The organism is Methylovorus mays, assembly GCF_020531915.1.
In the GTDB taxonomy this organism is placed as follows: Bacteria; Pseudomonadota; Gammaproteobacteria; order Burkholderiales; family Methylophilaceae; genus Methylovorus; species Methylovorus mays.
In genome coordinates this window covers 153,814-172,802 of sequence record NZ_JAJAVG010000006.1, presented here as the reverse complement: position 1 = coordinate 172,802, position 18,989 = coordinate 153,814, and the positions used below count along the sequence as shown (strand labels likewise).

Genomic DNA, 18,989 nt, shown 5'->3' with positions numbered 1-18,989 from the left:
GAGTAATGCGAGGTCATTCAGCGGATGAAGGAGGTGCAGTTTTTTCAAACACGGCAGCAAAGAAGCCATCGGTCTGATGCAGATGAGGCAATAGTTTCAGGTACTCACCAGTGTCCACTGGAATCTGCTGCTGGGCCAGGACTTCATTGGCAGGAATCAATTTAAAATCCGGATGGGCTGCCAAAAATGCGGTGGCTATGGCTTCGTTTTCATCGGAGAGCAGGCTGCATGTGGCGTAAATCAGGCGGCCGCCCGCTTTTACCAGCTTGGCAGCACGCGCCAGAATAGAGGCTTGCTTGCCAGTGAGCTCCAGCACATCCTGCGGCGTTTGCCGCCATTTCAAATCTGGATTTCGACGCAGAGTGCCCAGGCCGCTACATGGCGCATCCACCAGCACACGGTTGAACTTGCCATTGAGGCGCTTCAGTTTGGCATCCTGCTCGCTGCTGATCAGCTGGCTGTGCAAGTTGGACAGGCCTGAACGCTTGAGACGCTGGCCCAGATTGGTCAGGCGTTTTTCGGATATATCAAATGCATACAGACGGCCGGTATTGCGCATGAGTGCGCCCATGGCAAGGGTCTTGCCCCCGGCACCCGCGCAAAGATCGGCAATCATCTCACCGCGACGTGGCGCTACCAGATGCGCGAGCAGCTGACTGCCCTCATCCTGCACTTCCACCTTGCCTTCGGTGAACAGAATATGCCGGCTGATGTTCATGCGCTGGGGCAAGCGTATACCCGTCGGCGAGAGCGGGGTCGGCACGATGGTGTCCTGATTCAGCTGGGTATTTTCGCTGATGAACTTGGCCAGCACATCTTCGCGCGTGGCTTTGATGGTATTGACGCGCAAATCCATCATGGCTTGCTGCTGCATGCTGCGTGCAATAGTGAGCGCCTGCTCATCGCCGTATTGGGCACTGAGCTTTTCCCATAACCAATCCGGCATATCAGCTTGAATCGCCAGGCTGAGATTGTCGGTATTTTTGGCCTTGATCTCTTGCGCCCATTCTTTTTGCTGAGTATTAAGCGTGTCTTCCAGATCGCGCAGGCTCATGCCCTGCACACGCACCAGCCAGGCCACCAGTAGCTTGCGCGGATCATCCCCATCGGCAAGATAGGATAGCAAGCGCTTGCGGCGCAAGACGCCATAGACGGATTCGGCCACAAAGGCTCTATCCTTGGTGCCAAGCTCGCGATTATTCCTGAAAAAAGAACCGAGCACGGCATCGGCGGGGCCGGTGCCCGCCAGAATATCGGCCAGCGCGGTACCAGCAAAGCGAAGTAATTGGGGATGGATGTTTTTCATTTCATGATATCGGTATTCAGCCTGGTCATAATCTGCTCAAGCACTGTACCGTCCTCGTCTGTTATACGTATTTTAATAGGCAGATAACGATAGTCGACCGCGAGCCAAAGCTCGGTTTTCTCATTACCACTGGATTTACTGATATGGTAGGCACGCACTTCGCCCATGCGGGTCTGTACCTGCTCCTCTCCGTCAAAACTGTAACTGTAGGTACGCAGTCGCTTGCCATTTGTCACCGCGATCTGCATCTGTGCTAGAGGATCCTGATACATGTATTGATACATGAAACTCAGCAAGTCCTGCGTCCCCGCTGGCAGGGCCTGCGTCACCAGCCCCTTGCTGCTTCGCATGGCAATCGTATGGTTGTCCCAATCCAGCTCGGCGAGCTGTGCCTTGGCATCGTTGCTACCGTACTGATAGAAAAAATGCTGGGGCTGCAACCCATGCTCAGTGACAATGCCCTCGCTACGCTGCACCAGCTTGCCGCGAACAAATAACGAGGCCAGACCCTGGGCCTCAGTTTCACTACTAAGCGTATATCGGTTCCCATCATGCATGTTGAAAAGCACATGCGCTTTGCCAATGGCGCCCGGCTGACCGCCGCGCTTTACCTCGTAATCCATCTCCACGTAATTCACTGGATCAGGCCGGATCGGCTCAGGTGGGGCCTCGGTCACTTCTTCCTGCGGTTCATTTTCCTCGAGCACGGGGGTGGTAACGGCATCACCAGCCTCCGCAAGTGTTGATGGAGCCGTCTCTGCAGGCGCCTCCACAGCGGGCGTAGCATCCTGCGGAGTCGCCGGCACTGCTGCCGGGGCCGCTTTTTTAGGTTTGGGCTTAATAGCCGGGGGCAATGGTTTGGGCAAGGGCGCAGGCATCATCTCCACCTGCATGGTGCTGGGGGCAGAGGGCAGATCTGGCAGTCTGAGATCCAGCCCTCCCAGTAACACCACATGCAACAGCAATGAAATCAGCAGGGCCAGGGCATAGCGGAGGTAGTACTTGCGCTGAGGATCGTCTTGCTTATTCCGCATGCACGCTGGTCAGAATCTGCTCGATTTTGGCACCTTTGTCATCGCGCATTTCCAGACGGACCGGCAGGTAATGCTGGTCTGTCGCCAGCCAGAATTCCTTGCTGTCCTCGCCCTCCGGCGTGGCATCGACCAGATGCAGCGTCTTGAAATGGCCGCCGGGCAGATCAAGCGGCACATCGCGCTCCGTCACCCGGTAGTGATAACTGCGCAGCTTTTTGCCCGTTGTCACCGGCATATTCACATCCTCCCCTACAGGTGGGCGGAACATGAATTGGTATATGAAACTGGCCAGATCCTGGGCGCCTGGCTCAAGGGGTGCGGTGACAGTCTTGCCTTTCACCTGCATATTGAGCTGGTTCTGGGCCCAATCGAAGTCTGTCAGCAACGATTTTTTATCGTTGTCGCCCTGATGCAGCTCGAAGTGGCTGGGCTTGAGCCCTTGCTCGGTCACTTCGCCTTCGCTCAGCAGGCGGCGCTTGCCAAACAAGGCGTACACGCCTACACCCTGCGTCACGCTTTCAATGCGGTAACGGCCATTTTCCTGACGAAAGGTCTCGGTCACCGTGGCGAATGGCTGGCCATTGCGGGTGGCTTCATACACCAGCTCCACCTGGCGCGGCGCAGCGTGCACAACCGACGCCGCCAGCAGGCAACAAGCCGTGAGTATGGAATTGCGTAATGAAAGATAGCGCATGATGTCTACTTGAAGTGAGCGATGTCCATGTGACGATAGCCGCTGGTTTTCGTTCCGGCGATTACACCACGACCGTAGGCGCTTCGTTAGGCTGCTGAACGCGAATCTGGCCAATCTGCCATACCTGCTCACCAGCATCTGCCAGCAGCTTGATTGCCTCTGGCGCCTGCGCAGCTGACACAATCACCACCATGCCAATGCCACAGTTGAAAGTACGGTACATCTCGTCATCAACCACGTTGCCTTGCGCCTGCAGCCATTGGAACAAGGGCGGCAGGGTCCAGCTGTCGCGGCGAACTTCAGCGGTCAGCCCGGCAGGCAATACGCGCGGGATATTTTCCGTAATGCCGCCACCGGTAATGTGAGCCATGCCCTTGACCGGCATGGCTGCCAGCAACTTGAGCAGGGACTTGACGTAAATACGGGTAGGCGCTATCACCACATCGCGGAAGGGCTTGCCATGGAAATCGCTATCCATGTCAATGCCGGATTTATCGATCAGCTTGCGGATCAGTGAGTAACCGTTGGAATGCGCCCCGCTGGACGCCAGACCCAGCACGACGTCACCCGCCGCAATGGTAGTTCCGTCAATGATGGCTTCCTTGTCGACCGCACCCACGGCAAACCCGGCGAGGTCATATTCACCTGCGGGATACATGCCAGGCATTTCAGCGGTTTCGCCGCCCACCAGCGCACAGCCGGCCTGTTCACAGCCCAGCGCAATGCCCTTGATCACTTGCGCAGCAACGCCGACTTCGAGCTTGCCGCAGGCAAAGTAATCCAGGAAAAACAGGGGCTCAGCGCCTTGCACCAGAATATCGTTCACGCTCATGGCCACCAGATCAATGCCCACGGTGTCGTGCTTATTCAGCTGGAATGCCAGCTTGAGCTTGGTGCCCACGCCATCGGTACCGGAAACCAGCACAGGGTTTTTGAATTTTTTCGGGACTTCGAACAGCGAGCCGAATCCGCCAATTCCGCCCAAAACTTCGGGGCGCATGGTACGCTTGGCAAACGGTTTGATCTCCTCGACCAGCGCATCGCCGGCTTCGATATCGACACCGGCGTCGCGATAGCTCATTGAAGTTGGTGCGGCACCACCGTTGGTTTGATCAGAATTCAAGTTGAGTTCTCGCTTTCCACAAGATAAATTACAGTAATTAAATATAATTTTACCCGAAATGACCGCCAAACGAGAAAACCTGTTGCCTGATTACCGCGTGATTCTGCTCGGCGGCCTGTTCCTGCTGGTGGTATATCTGCTGCTGCCCATCATGGCGCCGTTTCTGATTGCCGCCATTTTCGCCTATATCTGCAATCCACTGGTCGACAGACTGGCTAAGGTACGCCTCTGGCAGTTCACATGGGGGCGGACTATCGCCTCACTGCTGGTCATGCTGATGTTGATTGCCATCATCTGCATCTTGCTGCTGATCGTGATCCCCATGATGCAACGCGAATTCATGCTGATCATGGAAAAACTGCCGACCTACATTACCAGCTTGCGTACGCGCATTGAGCCCTGGCTGTTGCAGCATTTCGGCGTCGCGGTAGATATTGATGCTGCCAAAGTCCAGCAAGTGATCAGCAGCAACTGGAAATCTGCCAGTGATTTCGTGGGCAAGTTCTTGCTGGCACTCAGCGACCACGGGCTAGCCCTTTTTGCCTGGCTGGCCAACCTGGTGTTGATCCCGATTGTGCTGTTTTATCTGCTGCGCGACTGGCACGATATCCTCAATCGGTTTGACCAGCTGCTGCCACGCCGCTGGTATGCCAAAACCGTGGAAATTGCCCGTGAAGTCGACATGATGCTGGCGGAATTTTTACGCGGGCAGTTATCCGTCATGCTGTTGATGAGCGCCTTTTATGCGACCGGTCTCTGGCTTTCCGGGCTGGAGCTGGCGCTGCCCATCGGTCTCATTGCAGGCTTGCTTGGCTTTGTGCCTTACCTGGGCATCGGCACTGGCATGCTGCTCGCAGCATTGGCATCGGTGCTTCAGTTCACCACCTTTGCCCAGTATGTTCCGGTCATCGCGGTGTTTGGTATTGGTCAGATGCTGGAGAGCATGTGGCTCACGCCTTGGCTGGTGGGAGACCGTATAGGCCTGCATCCTGTCATGGTGATTTTTGCCCTGCTGGCTGGCGGTCAATTGTTCGGCTTTACCGGCATCCTGCTGGCCTTGCCTGTCAGCGCCGCGATTGCCGTCGGCCTGCGTCATGCAAAGCGTGCCTATCTCAATAGCGATATCTACCTGCATTAAGCAGGTTCACATAAAATGCAGGCCTCACTCTTGCCGCTCTGCGGCTAAATGCCATGAAACAGTTACTGCTCGACATTCAACCATCCGCCTTGCCCAGCCTGGACAATTTTGTTCCAGGCCGCAATGCAGAGGCCCTGCACAGCCTGCGTGCTGCACTGGAAGGGCAAAGTCCGCAACGCTTTATCTATCTGTGGGGAGAAACGGGCAGCGGCAAGAGCCATCTGCTGCATGCCTGCAACCGCGCGGGCGAAGCCTTGGGCGTGCATGTGATCTGTGCGGATGATGTACACCTGCTGAGCAATGAAGAGCAGATTGCCTTGTTTGACAGCTACAACCACCTGCGTGCTGGTGAAGGCGTGCTGGTGGCTGCTGGCATCGCTGCACCAACCGCCATGCAGCTCCGTGATGACCTTGCCACGCGCCTGGCATGGGGGCTTAGCTATCAGCTGCATCCGCTCAGCGATGAAGAAAAAGCCCTGGCCTTGCGCCAGCATGCAGCTGCACGCGGCATGCGATTGCCGGATGAAGTGCTGGATTATTGCCTGCGCCACTTGCGTCGTGATCTGCCCACGCTGGTTTCCACGCTCGATGCCCTGGATGAATGGTCACTCAGTTACAAACGCCCGGTGACGCTGCCATTGTTGCGGCAGTTGCTAAGCCTGTCGTGACGACCCTCGGCAACAGAATCATAAAAATTTAAAGCTATATCCATCTTGCGAGTATTGATTTTCTTGTAGAGACCTGTAATGCTAGTTTCACGGTTTTGATTTTTAGTAAGGAAACTGTAGGTCTTTTAAAAACGAGGAGATAAAAAATGCACTCAGCACTATTGATCGTAGACAGGCCGAACCCCAATCATGAAAACAAGAATTGGGTCACCTTCATCACCAGCAGTCAAAACATCATTCAGCTGAACAAGGAGCAGCACAAGTCGGAGTCTACCCAGGCATTTGCCGACAATGTGTTCCTGATCCCGCTGAAGAATGAACTGCACATTTTCACGCTGCTCGCACAACGGGCCCGTGATCTGGGTTTCAACGTCAGAGTCACCTTCTTTGACCAATACCCATCGTTTGTCATCTCTCAAGCCATTTAAAAACCAGAAAATGCTTGAGCTGTAACAACGGCAAAACCAAAAAATTCAGGGCCAGTGTTCTCCCCTACCCGGGAAAGAACACTGGCCCTGGCCTTTTATGGCAACCTCGGTTGCCATAAAAGGATTTACAGCCTCATGCTTACTGGCGTATCAGATAATCAAATGCGCCCAGAGCAGCCTTGGAACCTTCACCCATGGCAATGATGATCTGCTTGTAAGGCACGGTCGTCACATCCCCCGCCGCAAACACACCCGCCATTGATGTCTGCCCATGCGCATCTACCTTGATCTCACCAAACTTGCTCAGCTCGACATCACTGCCCTTGAGCCAGTCGGTATTCGGCAACAAACCGATTTGTACAAAGACACCTTCCAGCTCCAGGTGATGATCCACGCTTGTGGCGCGGTCCTTGTACACCAAACCATTGACCTTTTGGGAATCGCCGGTTACTTCGGTCGTTTGCGCATTAATGATCACGGTCACATTCGGCAAGCTGAACAACTTGTTCTGCAGCACGGCATCCGCACGCAACTTGGTGTCGTATTCGATCAGGGTGACATGACCAACAAACCCGGCCAGGTCAATCGCTGCCTCTACGCCTGAATTACCGCCACCAATCACCGCAACGCGCTTGCCCTTGAACAAGGGACCATCGCAGTGTGGGCAATACGCCACGCCCTTGCCGCGGTATTCCTTTTCACCGGGCACGTTCAGCTCGCGCCACCGGGCCCCGGTTGCGGCAATCACCGCCTTGCTCTTCAGCGTCGCGCCACCTTCCAGCTTCACTTCAACCAGCTCGCCGCGCGTAATCGACTCGGCGCGTTGCAGGTTGATGATGTCGACATCGTAGCTACGCACGTGCTCTTCGAGTGCTGCCACCAGCTTGGGACCCTCGGTTTCCTTCACCGAGATGAAGTTTTCAATGCCCAGGGTGTCCATCACCTGGCCGCCAAACCGCTCGGCCACGATACCGGTCCGTATGCCTTTACGAGCGGCATAGATAGCGGCCGAGGCACCCGCTGGTCCACCGCCCACGATCAGCACATCATAAGGCGCCTTCTGGTCCAGCTTGGCCGCTTCGCGCGCTGCCGCACCGGTATCCAGCTTGGTCAGCATTTCTTCAACCGTCATGCGACCCGAGCCAAATGGCTCACCATTCAGGTAAGTCGTCGGCACGGCCATGATGTTGCGACCATTCACTTCATCCTGATACAAGGCACCATCAATCACGGTAGTTTGTACCTTGGGGTTGAGGATGGCCATCAATGCCGTCGCCTGCACGACGTCCGGGCAGTTATGGCAGGACAGGCTCATGTAAACCTCAAAGCGGAAATCGCCATCCAGCGCCTTGATCTGTTCAATCACATCGGCTTCCACCTTAGGTGGGTGCCCACCGGTCCACAACAAAGCCAGCACCAGCGACGTAAACTCATGGCCCAGCGGAATGGCAGCAAAGCGCACGCCGTTGCTTTCCCCGTCACGTGCAATCACGAACGAAGGCTTGCGTGCATCACTGCCTGCCAAGTCCAGGCTGACCTTGTCGGACAGCGCGGCAATGTCTTGCAGCAGCTCGCGCATTTCAGCGGCTTTTTCACTCTCATCGAGCGAAGCAATCAGCCGGATAGGCTGACGCAACATGCCCAAATAGGTCTGAAGTTGGGTTTTGAGTGTATCGTCAAGCATGGTGTTCTCCAGTTGTTTGGGGTGAGTTCACCCCTGCCTTGCGCTTTTGGCGCGGGCTTGGTTACGTTTATTCCAGGGATAGCGTCGAGGGCAGGACACGGTCGGCGGTTAGCCTTCCATGCCCTGTGCTCAACGCCCTGCCGCAGCAGGGACGTTTAAAGGCGCTATTCCCGCCTTAGATCTTGCCTACCAGATCCAGAGAAGGCGTCAGGGTCTTTTCGCCTTCCTTCCACTTGGCTGGGCAAACCTGGCCTGGGTTATTGGCCACGTATTGCGCTGCCTTCAGCTTGCGTACGGTTTCTTTCACGTCACGCGCAATGGCGTTGTCGTGGATTTCAGCCGTCTTGATCACGCCTTCTGGGTTGATGATGAAGGTGCCGCGCAGTGCCAGACCTTCTTCTTCAATGTGCACTTCAAAAGCGCGAGTCAGTTGGTGAGTCGGGTCACCTACCAGCGGGAACTGAGCCTTGCCCACGGCTGGCGATGTTTCGTGCCATACCTTGTGCGAGAAGTGCGTATCGGTAGTGACGATATACACCTCGGCGCCCGCCTTCTGGAATTCAGCGTAATTGTCAGCAGCATCTTCAATTTCTGTTGGGCAATTGAAGGTAAAAGCCGCTGGCATGAAAATCAGCACGGACCATTTGCCCTTCAGAGCGGCATCGGTCACTTCAATAAACTTGCCGTTATGAAATGCCTGGGCTTTGAATGGCTTAACTTCAGTGTTGATCAAGGTGCTCATGTAAATCTCCTTTTGGGTTGGTTTGGAAACGAAGCTCAGTATAGAGAAAGTCTTATAATAATAAAAATTGATTGTTTAAATACTTTTGATATATTTTGCATATCAATGTGGTAATAATGCCGCACTCTCCCCGGCATGTTGATTAAACCCTGTCTGCCGCGATTTGTTCCATCATTTCCGAAAGATACCTATGCAAAAAAATCTGTCGCTGGATAAAAATGCTGTTTATTTTGTAGCAGGAACCAAAGTTTGAGGTATTCTTTCGTTGAAACTGCTGTGCCTGATACAGCTCTTTGCCGAGCAATGTAACGCCACGTTAATCCGCAGCCGTCATCCCGCTTTTTCAACCTGCTTTATGAGAATCAAATGAAGTCAACATCACCAATGGACTGGTTCAACCTTCCCAACCTCCCCACCCCTGTCAAGGTTCTGTTTTCTGGCTATTTGCTGGTCATCGGCGTCGGCCTCTGCATGGCAGGTTTGCAGATCATGCTGACCCACGGCATGGCAGACGGCAAAATCGGCTTGTCAAAAGACGACATCGTCTACAGCTACTACGGTGATCGCAGCGGCAGCCGCCTCGAAGGCATGCTGAATGGCGCCATGAAAGACAAGGCACCACCTGAAGTGCGTCTGGAGATCATCAAATGGGCGCGCGATGGCGCCCCAGAGAAGGAATGGGAACCCCACTTCAAGCAAGTGTTCGCCCAGCACTGTGTCATGTGCCACAGCAATGTGCCTGGCATCCCTAACTTCACCCATTTTGATGAAGTAAAGAAAGTGGCTCAGGTAAATGAAGGCGCCAGCGTTGCAAGCCTGACGCGCGTCTCGCACATCCACTTGTTTGGTATCGCGTTCATCTTCTTCTTCATGTCGCTTATTTTCAGCTTTGCGGTCAACGTGCCACGCAAACTCAAGATTCTGGCCATCGCCTTCCCCTTCGCCTTTCTGATTCTGGATGTGCTGTCATGGTGGCTGACCAAGCTGAACCCTGGTTTTGCCTGGCTCACCATCATCGGCGGTCTGGGTTACAGCATTGCCTCGACCTTCATGTGGTGCACCAGTATGTACCAGATGTGGATTTTGTCGCGGAATGGCAAAGTCTATGGCAATGCCTGGGAAGCTGATCTGTAAGTCGAGCTAGTCGCTAGCCCGCCGTGACAGCAATTTCATGGCGGGCGCTCTGCCCCCTGTTGTCATGCCAGACCACGGCGACCATGTCGCCAACCTTGGCACCGCGCAAGTGCAAGGTCAAATAGGGATTCTTGGAAATACCTGTCCCCCATTGCGCCTCCGTCACCACATTGCCATTCAGGCTGATCGTCACCAACTGGATAAAATGTGCTGGCACCACTTCATCCAGGTCATTTTTACGCCGTCCGGTTTCCATGGGATGCGTCATCAGCACTTTCAGCTCGGTCACGTCACCCTTGAGCTGCGCCCGCATTTTGATGTTATCTGCCATGTTGCCTCCTAGCCGCAGCCGTTTTCCAGCACTTCAACCTGCTTGCCCGCCGTGAAATAGCGTGACCCCACTTTGACAATCGCCTTCACTTCGGCGGTTTCCGCCATTTTGATGCGCGTCACGACGTAAGGCTCTGCGCCTTTGGCAAACATGAAATTGGCAATCAGGGGCGTAGGGTTATGCTCCACCACAATCGCAATCGCTTCTGTACCGGGGATCCGGCTGATGACCTCAACCTGCACGACTGCGCCGTTTTCCGCGCGGTCTGGCGCGTTGACCGTGATGTCCGCGCTGGGCGTTTCCTTGTCGACCTGCAGGCCCTGGGTGGCGCCAGCCAGCGTCGTCGCCTCAAAAGCCGCTTTATTCCACACCGCCGCCAGCGCCCGCAGTGGCAGTAGCAGACCACTGAGCAATGCTGCACCGGTCATCAGGATAAATCCGCGTCTTTTCATGGCTGTCCCTTTCATTGTCTAGCCCCTGTCCTTGGGGTCGTTCAACAGCAGGCGCAACTGCTTGAGGCGCGCTTCTACAATCGATTGCTGGTAAAAATCGCCATCGCCCGCCTTGGCTGCCAGGTCCATCTGCTCAATCGCCCGTGGCACGTTATAGCTGCGCACATAGGCTTCGCCTTGTGCCTGGTGCCGCAACAAACGCTTGCCCTGCATGGTATACGCCTTTGCGCGCAATTCATAAAAATAGGGATCATCCGGGTAGAGGTCGATATTTTGCGCTACCAGCTCAAGCGCTGCGTCAGTCTTCCCGAGTCGAAGCAGGTGCTCCGCATAACCGAAGATCAGGGCGCGGGATCGGGGATAGTGCTCCAGCCCTTGCTGGAACAAGCGCGTGGCGCCCGCCGTATTTTGTTTCGCCACCTCAATGTTGGCTGCCAGACTGGCAAACATGGCGTGCGGACTGGCATTCTGGTTAAGCCAGGCCAGCTCGTTGGCTGACGTCTTTACGTCATTGGCCCGCAAACTGGCAATGGCAAGCCCATAATGCTGGGCAGCTTCGTTGGTGTACATGCGTTGTGCAAGATTGTTCCTGAACAGCTCCATGGCTTGCCGGGCAGGCCCCAGATTAGCCAGCAGCTTGGCCCGCACATATTGAAATTCCGCACTATCCTGCACCTGCCGATAAGCACCTTGCTCCACGCGGGAGCGCACATCGGCAATCCGCTCCGTGGTCAGTGGGTGGGTACGCAGGAATGAAGGCGCACTGCCATCAATAAACCGCGTGCCCCGCTGCAGAATCTCAAAAAAAGCCGGCATGCCGCGCGTATCAAATCCGGCATCGGCCATGATCTGCAAACCCACGCGATCAGCCTCACGCTCGTGCTCGCGCGTGTAGTCCAGCTGCTTTTGCAGGGACCCGGCACTGGCCGACACCATGGCGCCGCTGGCAAGCTGGGGATTGGCGCGCGCCGCCAGCAGGGCAAGACCAATGGTCGCCATGCTGATAATGGAGTCGCGTTTCTGCTGTGCCATCATGCGCGCCAGATGGCGCTGCACCACATGGCCAATTTCGTGGCCCAGCACGCCAGCCACTTCGGATTCATTTTCTGCAGCAACGATGAGGCCGGTATGCACGCCGACCACACCACCGGGCATGGCAAAGGCATTGATGGAATTATCCTTCACCACAAAAAACTTGAAGGGCAACAGCTTGTCCGAACTCGCCGCCACCAGGCGCATGCCCAGTTGCTGCACATAATCCTGTATTTCAGGGTCGCGCTCCACATCATCGCTCGCCATGACGCTACGCATGATCTGGTCGGCAATTTTCTTTTCATCCAGCGGGGAGAGCACGGTGGCCGAAACATCGCCCAGATCGGGCAAGCCATCCGCGGGGGATGTGGGCACAAAAAACAGCGCCATGACGGCGACGACAGAGATATAAACAAGCTTCATTGTTGCTATGATAACGGCATTCTCAAGCAAGTTCACCGTTCCGGAGCCGGCCCCATCATGACGCAACTCACCCATTTTGACACCAGCGGACAGGCCCATATGGTCGATGTTGGCGATAAAGCAGAGACCAGGCGCATTGCCGTGGCACGGGGCAGCATCAGCATGCTGCCTGCGACGCTGGCACTGATTCAGGAGGGCAATAGCAAAAAAGGCGACGTGCTCGGAATCGCCCGGGTTGCCGCCATTCAAGGCAGCAAGCGCTGTGCTGACCTCATCCCGCTTTGCCATCCGATTGCCTTGACCAAGGTCGGGGTGGAGTTCGAGATAGAGAGCAGCCAACCTGTCATCCATTGCACGGTCACTGCCGAAACCGTCGGTCGTACCGGGGTCGAAATGGAAGCCTTGACAGCCACCAGCGTGGCCTTGCTGACGATATACGACATGTGCAAGGCAGTGGATCGGGGCATGGTGATTCGGGACGTGCAATTACTGGAAAAACAGGGAGGAAAATCCGGCCACTGGCAGGCCGCCAGCCGCACATGAATCGAAATAACGGCGACGCGCTATTTGGAAGAGACGGGATGAAGGGGTATCCTATTGCCAGCTCAAGAGCTACGTCACAAGGAGATCGTTTGAAAACATTAAAGCACATTGCCCTCGCCGCCACTCTGGCATTGGCCTCCATGCATGCCAGCGCCGAAATCAAGATCGGCTATGTCCATCTGCAAACGGTCATGCAGTCGCCCCAGTTTCTGGCCACGGGTCAAAAGCTGCAGGCCGAATTCAAGCCGCGCAATGCTGAGCTGCAACAAGCCTACAAGCAACTGGAAGACCGCGAAACCGCTTTCAGCAAGGATTCGCTGACCATGGCGGAGAGCGTGGCGAGAACCAAACGTCGTGATCTGAATAACCAGCGCGTGGACCTTGAGCGCCGCCAGCGTGCCTTGCAGGAAGAGTTTGAGCAGCGCAAGAAGGATGAACTTGCCAACCTGCAGGATCGCATCAACAAAGCCGTCACCGCCGTCGCGCAGAGTGAAGGCTACGACATCGTGTTCTACAACACCTCAGCGTATGTCGGCAAGCGCGTGGACATTACCGACAAGATCATCAAACAGCTCAAGTAAGCGCGACACCACCCTTGCCTGCCCGCGCGCCTATTCGGCAGCGCGGTAGGCGTAAGCGGCAAGCTCCCCTTCAGAAGCATTGTCTTGCACCAAGTCAGCCAGGAGCTCCGCACTCGCCGGCGCCATGGTCAGGCCGTAACGGAAATGACCGCTATTGATATACAGATTTTTGTAGCGGGGGTGCGCGGCAATGGTAGGCACATTATCCGGCGAGCCAGGGCGGAAACCACTCCAGTGGGCCAGAATGGGCGCATCCGCCAGTTCAGGTAACAGGGCTGCGGCTTTGGCAGCCAGCTGGCTGCCCATGTCATCGGTCACCGCATGGTCGAACCCGACATCCTCCAGGCAACTGCCCGCCAGAATCAGGCCATCCCGCCGCGGCACCATATAAAACCCTTCACGAAAAACGATATGCGTGAGTTTTTGCTGAGGGGGTTGCGCGTAAAGCAGCATCTGTCCGCGCATGGGCTTGATGGGCAGTGGCTGCTGGTCTCCCAGCAACAAACCACTCCATGCGCCGGCGGTCATTACAAACGCATCCGCTTCAAGATCGTGGCCCGCACGGGTCTGCCAGCGCGTCAGGCGATCGCTTTCCGGAGCGGCTGCCAAAGGCAGCAGCTCGGTGTTTTCAAGGATGGCAGCTCCCTGTTGCAGCAACCATTGCTTCAATGCCGCCAGCAACACCGGCGGCCGCACATGCGCCACTTCCGGCAGCCACATGGGGTCATCGTATAGATTTGCCGCGAAACTGTGGGCAGGGGCCGCCGCCTGCTCGGAAAATCCATACTGGCTTGCCCACGCCAAGGCCTGCTCGCGTTTGTAATCCGGCAACAGCAGCATGCCATCCTGCTGATACTCAGGGTCTATGCCGGTATCTTCCAGCAGGCGCTGGCAAAGCTCGCCATAGGCACGCATGCTGGCAACGGCCAGTCGGTTTACCGGCTCGACATAGGCCCACGGCAGTAGCGGAAACAGAATACCTGCGGCCGCCCAGGAAGCCTCACCCTGCCCATGCCCGCCAATCTGGCCGCGCTCCACCAGGGTAACCTGATGACCACGCTGAATCAGGGACATGGCGGTCATACAACCAAGTATGCCGCCCCCTGCTACGATAATGTTACGGCTCATAAGATTTGAATAATCAGGTGCAATTAAAAAGAAGAGTGTCGGACTTTAGCGTCCTTGCAGCAAGGCTTTTTCCGCCAAGACAAGATCCTTGGGTGTGCCCAGCAAGACGACCACATCACCTTCGATAAAGACGGACTCAGAGGTGGGAGCCCATGGCTTGAGGTTAAGGCGACGAATAAACTTCACCTCCACATTGAGCCCGGAGAAATTGATATCACCCAGGCGCATGTTGAGTGCATAGGCGGAAGAGGTAATCAGCACCGAATTCAGGCGTGGCGTTTCCTGCGCTTCTTCGTCCAGATCGGACATGCCGTGGAAAAAGCCGCGGAACATCTTGTAGCGCTCTTCCCGGAACAAACGGATACGTTTCACTACCCGATTCAGTGGCACGCCAAGCAAGACCAGCGCATGCGAGGCCAGCATCAGGCTGCCTTCCAGCACTTCGGGCACCACCTCTGCCGCGCCCGCCTTGCGGAAGCCTTCCATATTGGCATCGTCCACCGTGCGTACGATGACCGGCAACTTGGGGTAATTGTCTTCCACCACATGCAGAATCTTCATGGCGGAGGGCGCATCGTCATAACTGATAATCAGCGCCTTGGCTTGCGCCGCACCGGCCGCTGCCAAGACCACGCGCCGGCCAGCGTCACCGTAGATCACGTTTTCACCCGCTGCAGCGGCTTCACGCACCCGTGAAGGGTCAATATCCAGCGCAATGAAGGGAATATTTTCTTCACTGAGAAAGCGTGCCAGATATTGGCCACTGCGGCCAAAACCGCAAATGATCACGTGGTCGACCAGTTCCTTGCCTACGCTTTCGATATCCTGAATCTGTTTTTCACGATTGCGCACATAGCTGCGCGACAGCAGTTCGCCCAGCCGCTCGTTGTGCTGAATGATAAAGGGCGCCACCACCATGGAAATCAGCGAGGCCGCCAGCACCACTTGCAATGCCTGACCATCAATCAGACCACGCCCCAAGCCCAGCGAAAGCAATACAAAACTGAACTCACCCGCCTGTGCCAGCGTAATGCCGGTGCGAATTGCCACACCAGGCTCGTGACCAAACGCGCGACTCAGCACCGCCACCAGCACACCTTTGAACAGGATGAATCCGGACGTCACCAGCAATACCAATCCAAAGTTGGCCGCCAGCTCGTGCATATCGAGCAACATGCCTACTGTAATGAAAAACAGGCCCAGCAAAATGTCGCGGAATGCCGCGATATCGGATTCCACCTGATAACGATAGCGGGTTTCAGAAATCAGCATACCGGCGATAAAGGCGCCCAGCGCATACGAAAGCCCGGCCAGCTTGGTGGCAAATGCCAGCATCAGCGTCACCATCAGAACATTCATCACAAACAGCTCGCGCGAGCGCTGCCGTGCTACCAGACTGAACCAGGGGTTGATCAGCGACTTGCCAAACACAAACAGGATGATCAGCATGACCGCGGCCTTTAGCAGGGAGATCAGCAATACCTGCCCGAGATCACCCCCATGCGAGGCCAGCGCTGGAATCAGCACCAGCATCGGCACCACGGCAATATCCTGGAACAAGAGCACGCCAATGGCGAGACGGCCATGGCGCGAATTCAGCTCCAGCCCCTCCACCAGCATTTTCGACACAATGGCGGTCGATGACATGGACAGGGCGCCCGCGATGACAAATGCGGTTTCCCAGCTGAGTCCAAAGGCTATGCAGGCCATCATGACAGCGAGCATGGTCAGCAGCACCTGCATACCGCCGAGGCCGAGCACGGTTTTGCGCATGGCATACAACTGGGCCAGGCTGAACTCCAGCCCGATGCTGAACATCAGGAATACAATGCCGAACTCTGCCAGCTCACGATTGGCTTCGGTATCCGGCAAAATGCCGAAGGTATGCGGCCCCAAAGCCAGCCCGACCAGGAAATAAGCCAGCATGGCCGGCAGGCGCAAGGCACGAAACAGGGCAACCGCCAGCACCGAGCTGGTCAGCAGGATCAAAATAGCGGGTAAGGTATCGTGCATTAAAATGGCTTTGAAGGAACTCAACATTTAAAGAGGGTTGCCTGGAGTGAATGGCAAGAGAAAGCAGACAAGGCCGACCGTCAAGCATTGACCGTCAACCGATATCCTCTGGCAGCTGGCTTGATCCTCAGACACAACCCTTTTCATGCACGCCTCCCCTTGAAAAAAACCTACAGGCAAAATTTATGCCGACTTTATCAAAAGTCGGCATGGATTACGTATAAATCCTTTATTCGTCGGACATTCCCTTTTATACTTGCCGGGTATGGAACCATCAAAAATACGAAAAATCGGTGCAAGCAAAACGCCGATTGATCTGGCAAGGGAAGTCCTGTTAATTGAAGCACGCGAGGTGGAAGCATTAGCCCGCAGGCTGGATGACAGCTTCACGCGTGCCGTCGAACTCATTTTACAATGCCAGGGTCGCATTGTGGTGACTGGCATGGGCAAATCCGGTCATATCGGAAACAAAATCGCCGCCACGTTTGCCAGTACAGGTACACCTGCTTTTTTCGTCCACCCCGCTGAGGCCAGCCATGGCGATCTGGGCATGATTACCGGCAAGGATGTGGTCATTGCCCTGTCCAACTCCGGCGAGGCAGATGAATTACGGGTGATTCTGCCCACATTGAAACGCATGGGCGCGCGTCTGATCAGCATCACCGGCCATCCGCAATCCACGCTGGCGAAAGCGGCAGATGTCAGCCTGGATGCCCACGTTACCGAAGAAGCATGCCCGCTGGCGCTGGCGCCCACCGCCAGCACCACAGCCTCGCTGGCACTGGGCGATGCCCTGGCGATTGCCGTCATGGATCAGCGTGGATTCTCCGCCGAGGAGTTCGCCTTGTCGCATCCGGGTGGTACGCTGGGTCGCAAGCTGTTGCTGCATGTGCGCGATGTGATGCGCACGGGCGAGGCCATCCCGAGCGTGGGGATTGAAGCCAGCCTGAAAGAAGGCCTGCTGGAAATGTCGCGCAAAGGCCTCGGCATGACGGCGATTGTCGACGCAGGGCAGCATGCCGTTGGGGTATTTACCGATGGCGATTTGCGTCGGGCATTCGAGAATGCCGTGGACATAAACAGCACATACATGCGCGATGTGATGCACTCATCGCCTCAGCAAATCCGCCCGGAGCAACTGGCAGTCGATGCGGTTGCCATCATGGAGCAGAAAAAAATTACCAGCCTGTTGGTCACCGATCAGCAGGGAACCCTGATCGGGGCATTAAACATGCACGATCTTCTTATTGCAAAGGTGGTTTGAATTGTTGTCCGTAGAAGAACGCGCCAAGCGCATCAAACTCGTGGTATTCGATGTCGACGGCGTCATGACCGACGGCGGCCTTGGACTGGGCGACGACGGTCAGGAATACAAATTTTTCCACTCGCATGACGGCCTCGGCATGAAACTGCTGAAAGCCACCGGCGTGCATATGGCGATCGTCACCGGCCGCACATCGCAAGTCGTGGTCAAGCGCGCCGCCAATGTCGGTATTCTGCATTTTCATCAGGGTGTCGATGACAAGCTGGCAGCGTTTGACGAAGTCCGCGCGCAATTTGGCTTCAGCCGCGAAGAATGTGCCTTCATGGGCGATGATGTCATTGATATCCCCCCCATTCGTTATGGTGGCTTGGGCATTACCGTGCCGCATGCCATGCCGTTGGTGAAAGAATATGCGCATTACATCACCAGCCGCCCTGCGGGCCACGGTGCCGTGCGTGAAGTGTGCGAACTGCTGATGAAAGCACAAGGCACCTTTGACGCACAGATGGCCCGGTTCCTGAAGTAAGGATTGAGATTGGGACGTCCAACCGTCGTGTTTCCGCTCGTGCTGCTCGCCCTGCTGGCGTTGCTCACGTTCTGGATAGATCGCAGTGTCCAGCCTCCCGAACGGCGGCCGGATGCCAATTTGCGCCATGACCCGGATTACATCCTGGATAACTTTGTAACAACACGGACCAATGTCAACGGTGCACTAGCCTATGTGCTGGCGGCGGTAAAGATGAAGCATTACCCGGATGACGACACCACGGAGCTTGAGCGACCGCGCTTTACGCAATATGCGATCAACAAGCCATACACCCAGATTGAAGGGCAACGCGGCAATGTTTCCAGCGATGGCGAGACCGTGGAATTCATGGATAATGTGGTTGTGGTCCGCCAGGCATCAAAGGATAAAGGGGAAATGACGGTACGCACCCAATACCTCAAGATGTTCCCCAAGCAGGAGGTCGCGGTTACCGACAAACCTGTGGTGATTACCCAGGCGCCGGAAACGGTCATTCATGCGAATGGCATGGTATTCAACAAGAAAAACCAGACCGTGAATCTGCGTGGTCGTGTACGCGCCCATTACCTGCCACCTAGCGCTACCAAAAAGGCGGCCAGCAAGGCACCCGCCAGCGCTCCGGCAAAAACCAGCAAGGCTGCACCGCAGAAAAAAGCCAAGGCAATAGCCAGCCCCGCGAAGAAACAGGCTAAACAGGACAAGCGAAGCACCAGTACCAACAACCAAGCCCGGATTCGGAGATAAT

The 18,989-nt window shown here is 55.8% G+C and carries 20 protein-coding genes; 9 read left to right on the top strand and 11 right to left on the bottom strand.

Annotated features, from left to right (window positions below; genetic code table 11):
• Positions 1 to 13: 13 nt before the first annotated feature.
• From LG203_RS08310 to purM, 4 genes are all read right to left on the bottom strand, one after another.
• Positions 14 to 1,306 (bottom strand): RsmB/NOP family class I SAM-dependent RNA methyltransferase, encoded by a 1,293-nt coding sequence (locus LG203_RS08310; protein WP_230345345.1) that lies wholly within the window; start codon positions 1,304 to 1,306, stop codon positions 14 to 16.
• Positions 1,303 to 2,340 carry a DUF3108 domain-containing protein gene (locus LG203_RS08305; RefSeq protein ID WP_230345344.1) on the bottom strand — a complete coding sequence of 346 codons (1,038 nt, stop codon included), beginning with the start codon at positions 2,338 to 2,340 and terminating at the stop codon, positions 1,303 to 1,305. The genes LG203_RS08310 and LG203_RS08305 overlap by 4 nt, the downstream gene beginning before the upstream one ends.
• Complete coding sequence (locus tag LG203_RS08300; protein ID WP_230345343.1) at positions 2,330 to 3,034, bottom strand: DUF3108 domain-containing protein; 705 nt, start codon at positions 3,032 to 3,034, stop codon at positions 2,330 to 2,332. The genes LG203_RS08305 and LG203_RS08300 overlap by 11 nt, the downstream gene beginning before the upstream one ends.
• 61 nt (positions 3,035 to 3,095) lie before the next feature.
• Positions 3,096 to 4,115 (bottom strand): phosphoribosylformylglycinamidine cyclo-ligase, encoded by a 1,020-nt coding sequence (gene purM, locus LG203_RS08295; RefSeq protein ID WP_230345402.1) that lies wholly within the window; start codon positions 4,113 to 4,115, stop codon positions 3,096 to 3,098.
• Between the two features lie 100 nt (positions 4,116 to 4,215).
• Here purM and LG203_RS08290 point away from each other — a divergent pair, with 100 nt between their 5' ends.
• From LG203_RS08290 to LG203_RS08280, 3 genes are all read left to right on the top strand, one after another.
• On the top strand, positions 4,216 to 5,295 hold the full coding sequence (locus LG203_RS08290) for an AI-2E family transporter (RefSeq protein WP_230345342.1): 1,080 nt from the start codon (positions 4,216 to 4,218) through the stop codon (positions 5,293 to 5,295).
• Between the two features lie 53 nt (positions 5,296 to 5,348).
• Entirely contained in the window at positions 5,349 to 5,963 is a 615-nt protein-coding gene (locus LG203_RS08285; RefSeq protein WP_230345341.1) for an HdaA/DnaA family protein, read from the top strand.
• Positions 5,964 to 6,109: 146 nt separating this feature from the next.
• Positions 6,110 to 6,391 (top strand): hypothetical protein, encoded by a 282-nt coding sequence (locus LG203_RS08280; protein ID WP_013441044.1) that lies wholly within the window; start codon positions 6,110 to 6,112, stop codon positions 6,389 to 6,391.
• Between the two features lie 139 nt (positions 6,392 to 6,530).
• On the opposite strand, the gene ahpF is transcribed toward LG203_RS08280, so the two are convergent.
• Both ahpF and ahpC read right to left on the bottom strand, forming a co-directional pair.
• Positions 6,531 to 8,075, bottom strand: a complete 1,545-nt coding sequence (ahpF, locus tag LG203_RS08275; RefSeq protein WP_230345340.1) for an alkyl hydroperoxide reductase subunit F — start codon at positions 8,073 to 8,075, stop codon at positions 6,531 to 6,533.
• 175 nt (positions 8,076 to 8,250) lie between these two features.
• Entirely contained in the window at positions 8,251 to 8,817 is a 567-nt protein-coding gene (gene ahpC, locus LG203_RS08270) for an alkyl hydroperoxide reductase subunit C (RefSeq protein WP_013441042.1), read from the bottom strand.
• 384 nt (positions 8,818 to 9,201) lie between these two features.
• Here ahpC and LG203_RS08265 point away from each other — a divergent pair, with 384 nt between their 5' ends.
• The gene (locus LG203_RS08265; protein WP_230345401.1) at positions 9,202 to 9,951 is read left to right on the top strand and encodes an elongation factor-1 alpha; all 750 of its coding nucleotides are present in this window, start codon (positions 9,202 to 9,204) and stop codon (positions 9,949 to 9,951) included.
• A 13-nt stretch (positions 9,952 to 9,964) separates the two neighbouring features.
• Here LG203_RS08265 and soxZ read toward each other — a convergent pair whose 3' ends face one another.
• Genes soxZ through LG203_RS08250 form a run of 3 tightly spaced genes read right to left on the bottom strand, consistent with a single transcriptional unit; the run spans position 9,965 to position 12,189 of the window.
• Complete coding sequence (gene soxZ, locus LG203_RS08260; RefSeq protein WP_015829212.1) at positions 9,965 to 10,282, bottom strand: thiosulfate oxidation carrier complex protein SoxZ; 318 nt, start codon at positions 10,280 to 10,282, stop codon at positions 9,965 to 9,967.
• Between the two features lie 8 nt (positions 10,283 to 10,290).
• Positions 10,291 to 10,734 (bottom strand): thiosulfate oxidation carrier protein SoxY, encoded by a 444-nt coding sequence (locus LG203_RS08255; RefSeq protein WP_230345339.1) that lies wholly within the window; start codon positions 10,732 to 10,734, stop codon positions 10,291 to 10,293.
• 18 nt (positions 10,735 to 10,752) lie between these two features.
• The gene (locus tag LG203_RS08250; protein ID WP_230345338.1) at positions 10,753 to 12,189 is read right to left on the bottom strand and encodes a beta-barrel assembly-enhancing protease; all 1,437 of its coding nucleotides are present in this window, start codon (positions 12,187 to 12,189) and stop codon (positions 10,753 to 10,755) included.
• Between the two features lie 57 nt (positions 12,190 to 12,246).
• On the opposite strand from LG203_RS08250, the gene moaC reads away from it, so the two are divergent.
• Positions 12,247 to 12,732 (top strand): cyclic pyranopterin monophosphate synthase MoaC, encoded by a 486-nt coding sequence (gene moaC, locus LG203_RS08245; RefSeq protein WP_230345337.1) that lies wholly within the window; start codon positions 12,247 to 12,249, stop codon positions 12,730 to 12,732.
• A gap of 89 nt (positions 12,733 to 12,821) precedes the next feature.
• Entirely contained in the window at positions 12,822 to 13,313 is a 492-nt protein-coding gene (locus tag LG203_RS08240) for an OmpH family outer membrane protein (protein WP_230345336.1), read from the top strand.
• A gap of 30 nt (positions 13,314 to 13,343) precedes the next feature.
• On the opposite strand, the gene thiO is transcribed toward LG203_RS08240, so the two are convergent.
• Positions 13,344 to 14,441, bottom strand: coding sequence for a glycine oxidase ThiO (gene thiO, locus LG203_RS08235; protein WP_230345335.1), 1,098 nt, complete (start codon positions 14,439 to 14,441; stop codon positions 13,344 to 13,346).
• 45 nt (positions 14,442 to 14,486) lie between these two features.
• Positions 14,487 to 16,454: a cation:proton antiporter gene (locus LG203_RS08230; protein ID WP_230345334.1), complete on the bottom strand. Its 1,968-nt coding sequence runs from the start codon at positions 16,452 to 16,454 to the stop codon at positions 14,487 to 14,489.
• 265 nt (positions 16,455 to 16,719) lie between these two features.
• Here LG203_RS08230 and LG203_RS08225 point away from each other — a divergent pair, with 265 nt between their 5' ends.
• Genes LG203_RS08225 through lptC form a run of 3 tightly spaced genes read left to right on the top strand, consistent with a single transcriptional unit; the run spans position 16,720 to position 18,988 of the window.
• Positions 16,720 to 17,718, top strand: coding sequence for a KpsF/GutQ family sugar-phosphate isomerase (locus LG203_RS08225; protein WP_230345333.1), 999 nt, complete (start codon positions 16,720 to 16,722; stop codon positions 17,716 to 17,718).
• A 1-nt stretch (position 17,719) separates the two neighbouring features.
• Positions 17,720 to 18,244, top strand: coding sequence for a KdsC family phosphatase (locus LG203_RS08220; RefSeq protein WP_230345332.1), 525 nt, complete (start codon positions 17,720 to 17,722; stop codon positions 18,242 to 18,244).
• 9 nt (positions 18,245 to 18,253) lie between these two features.
• The gene (gene lptC, locus LG203_RS08215; RefSeq protein ID WP_230345331.1) at positions 18,254 to 18,988 is read left to right on the top strand and encodes an LPS export ABC transporter periplasmic protein LptC; all 735 of its coding nucleotides are present in this window, start codon (positions 18,254 to 18,256) and stop codon (positions 18,986 to 18,988) included.
• The last annotated feature ends 1 nt before the right edge of the window (position 18,989 follow it).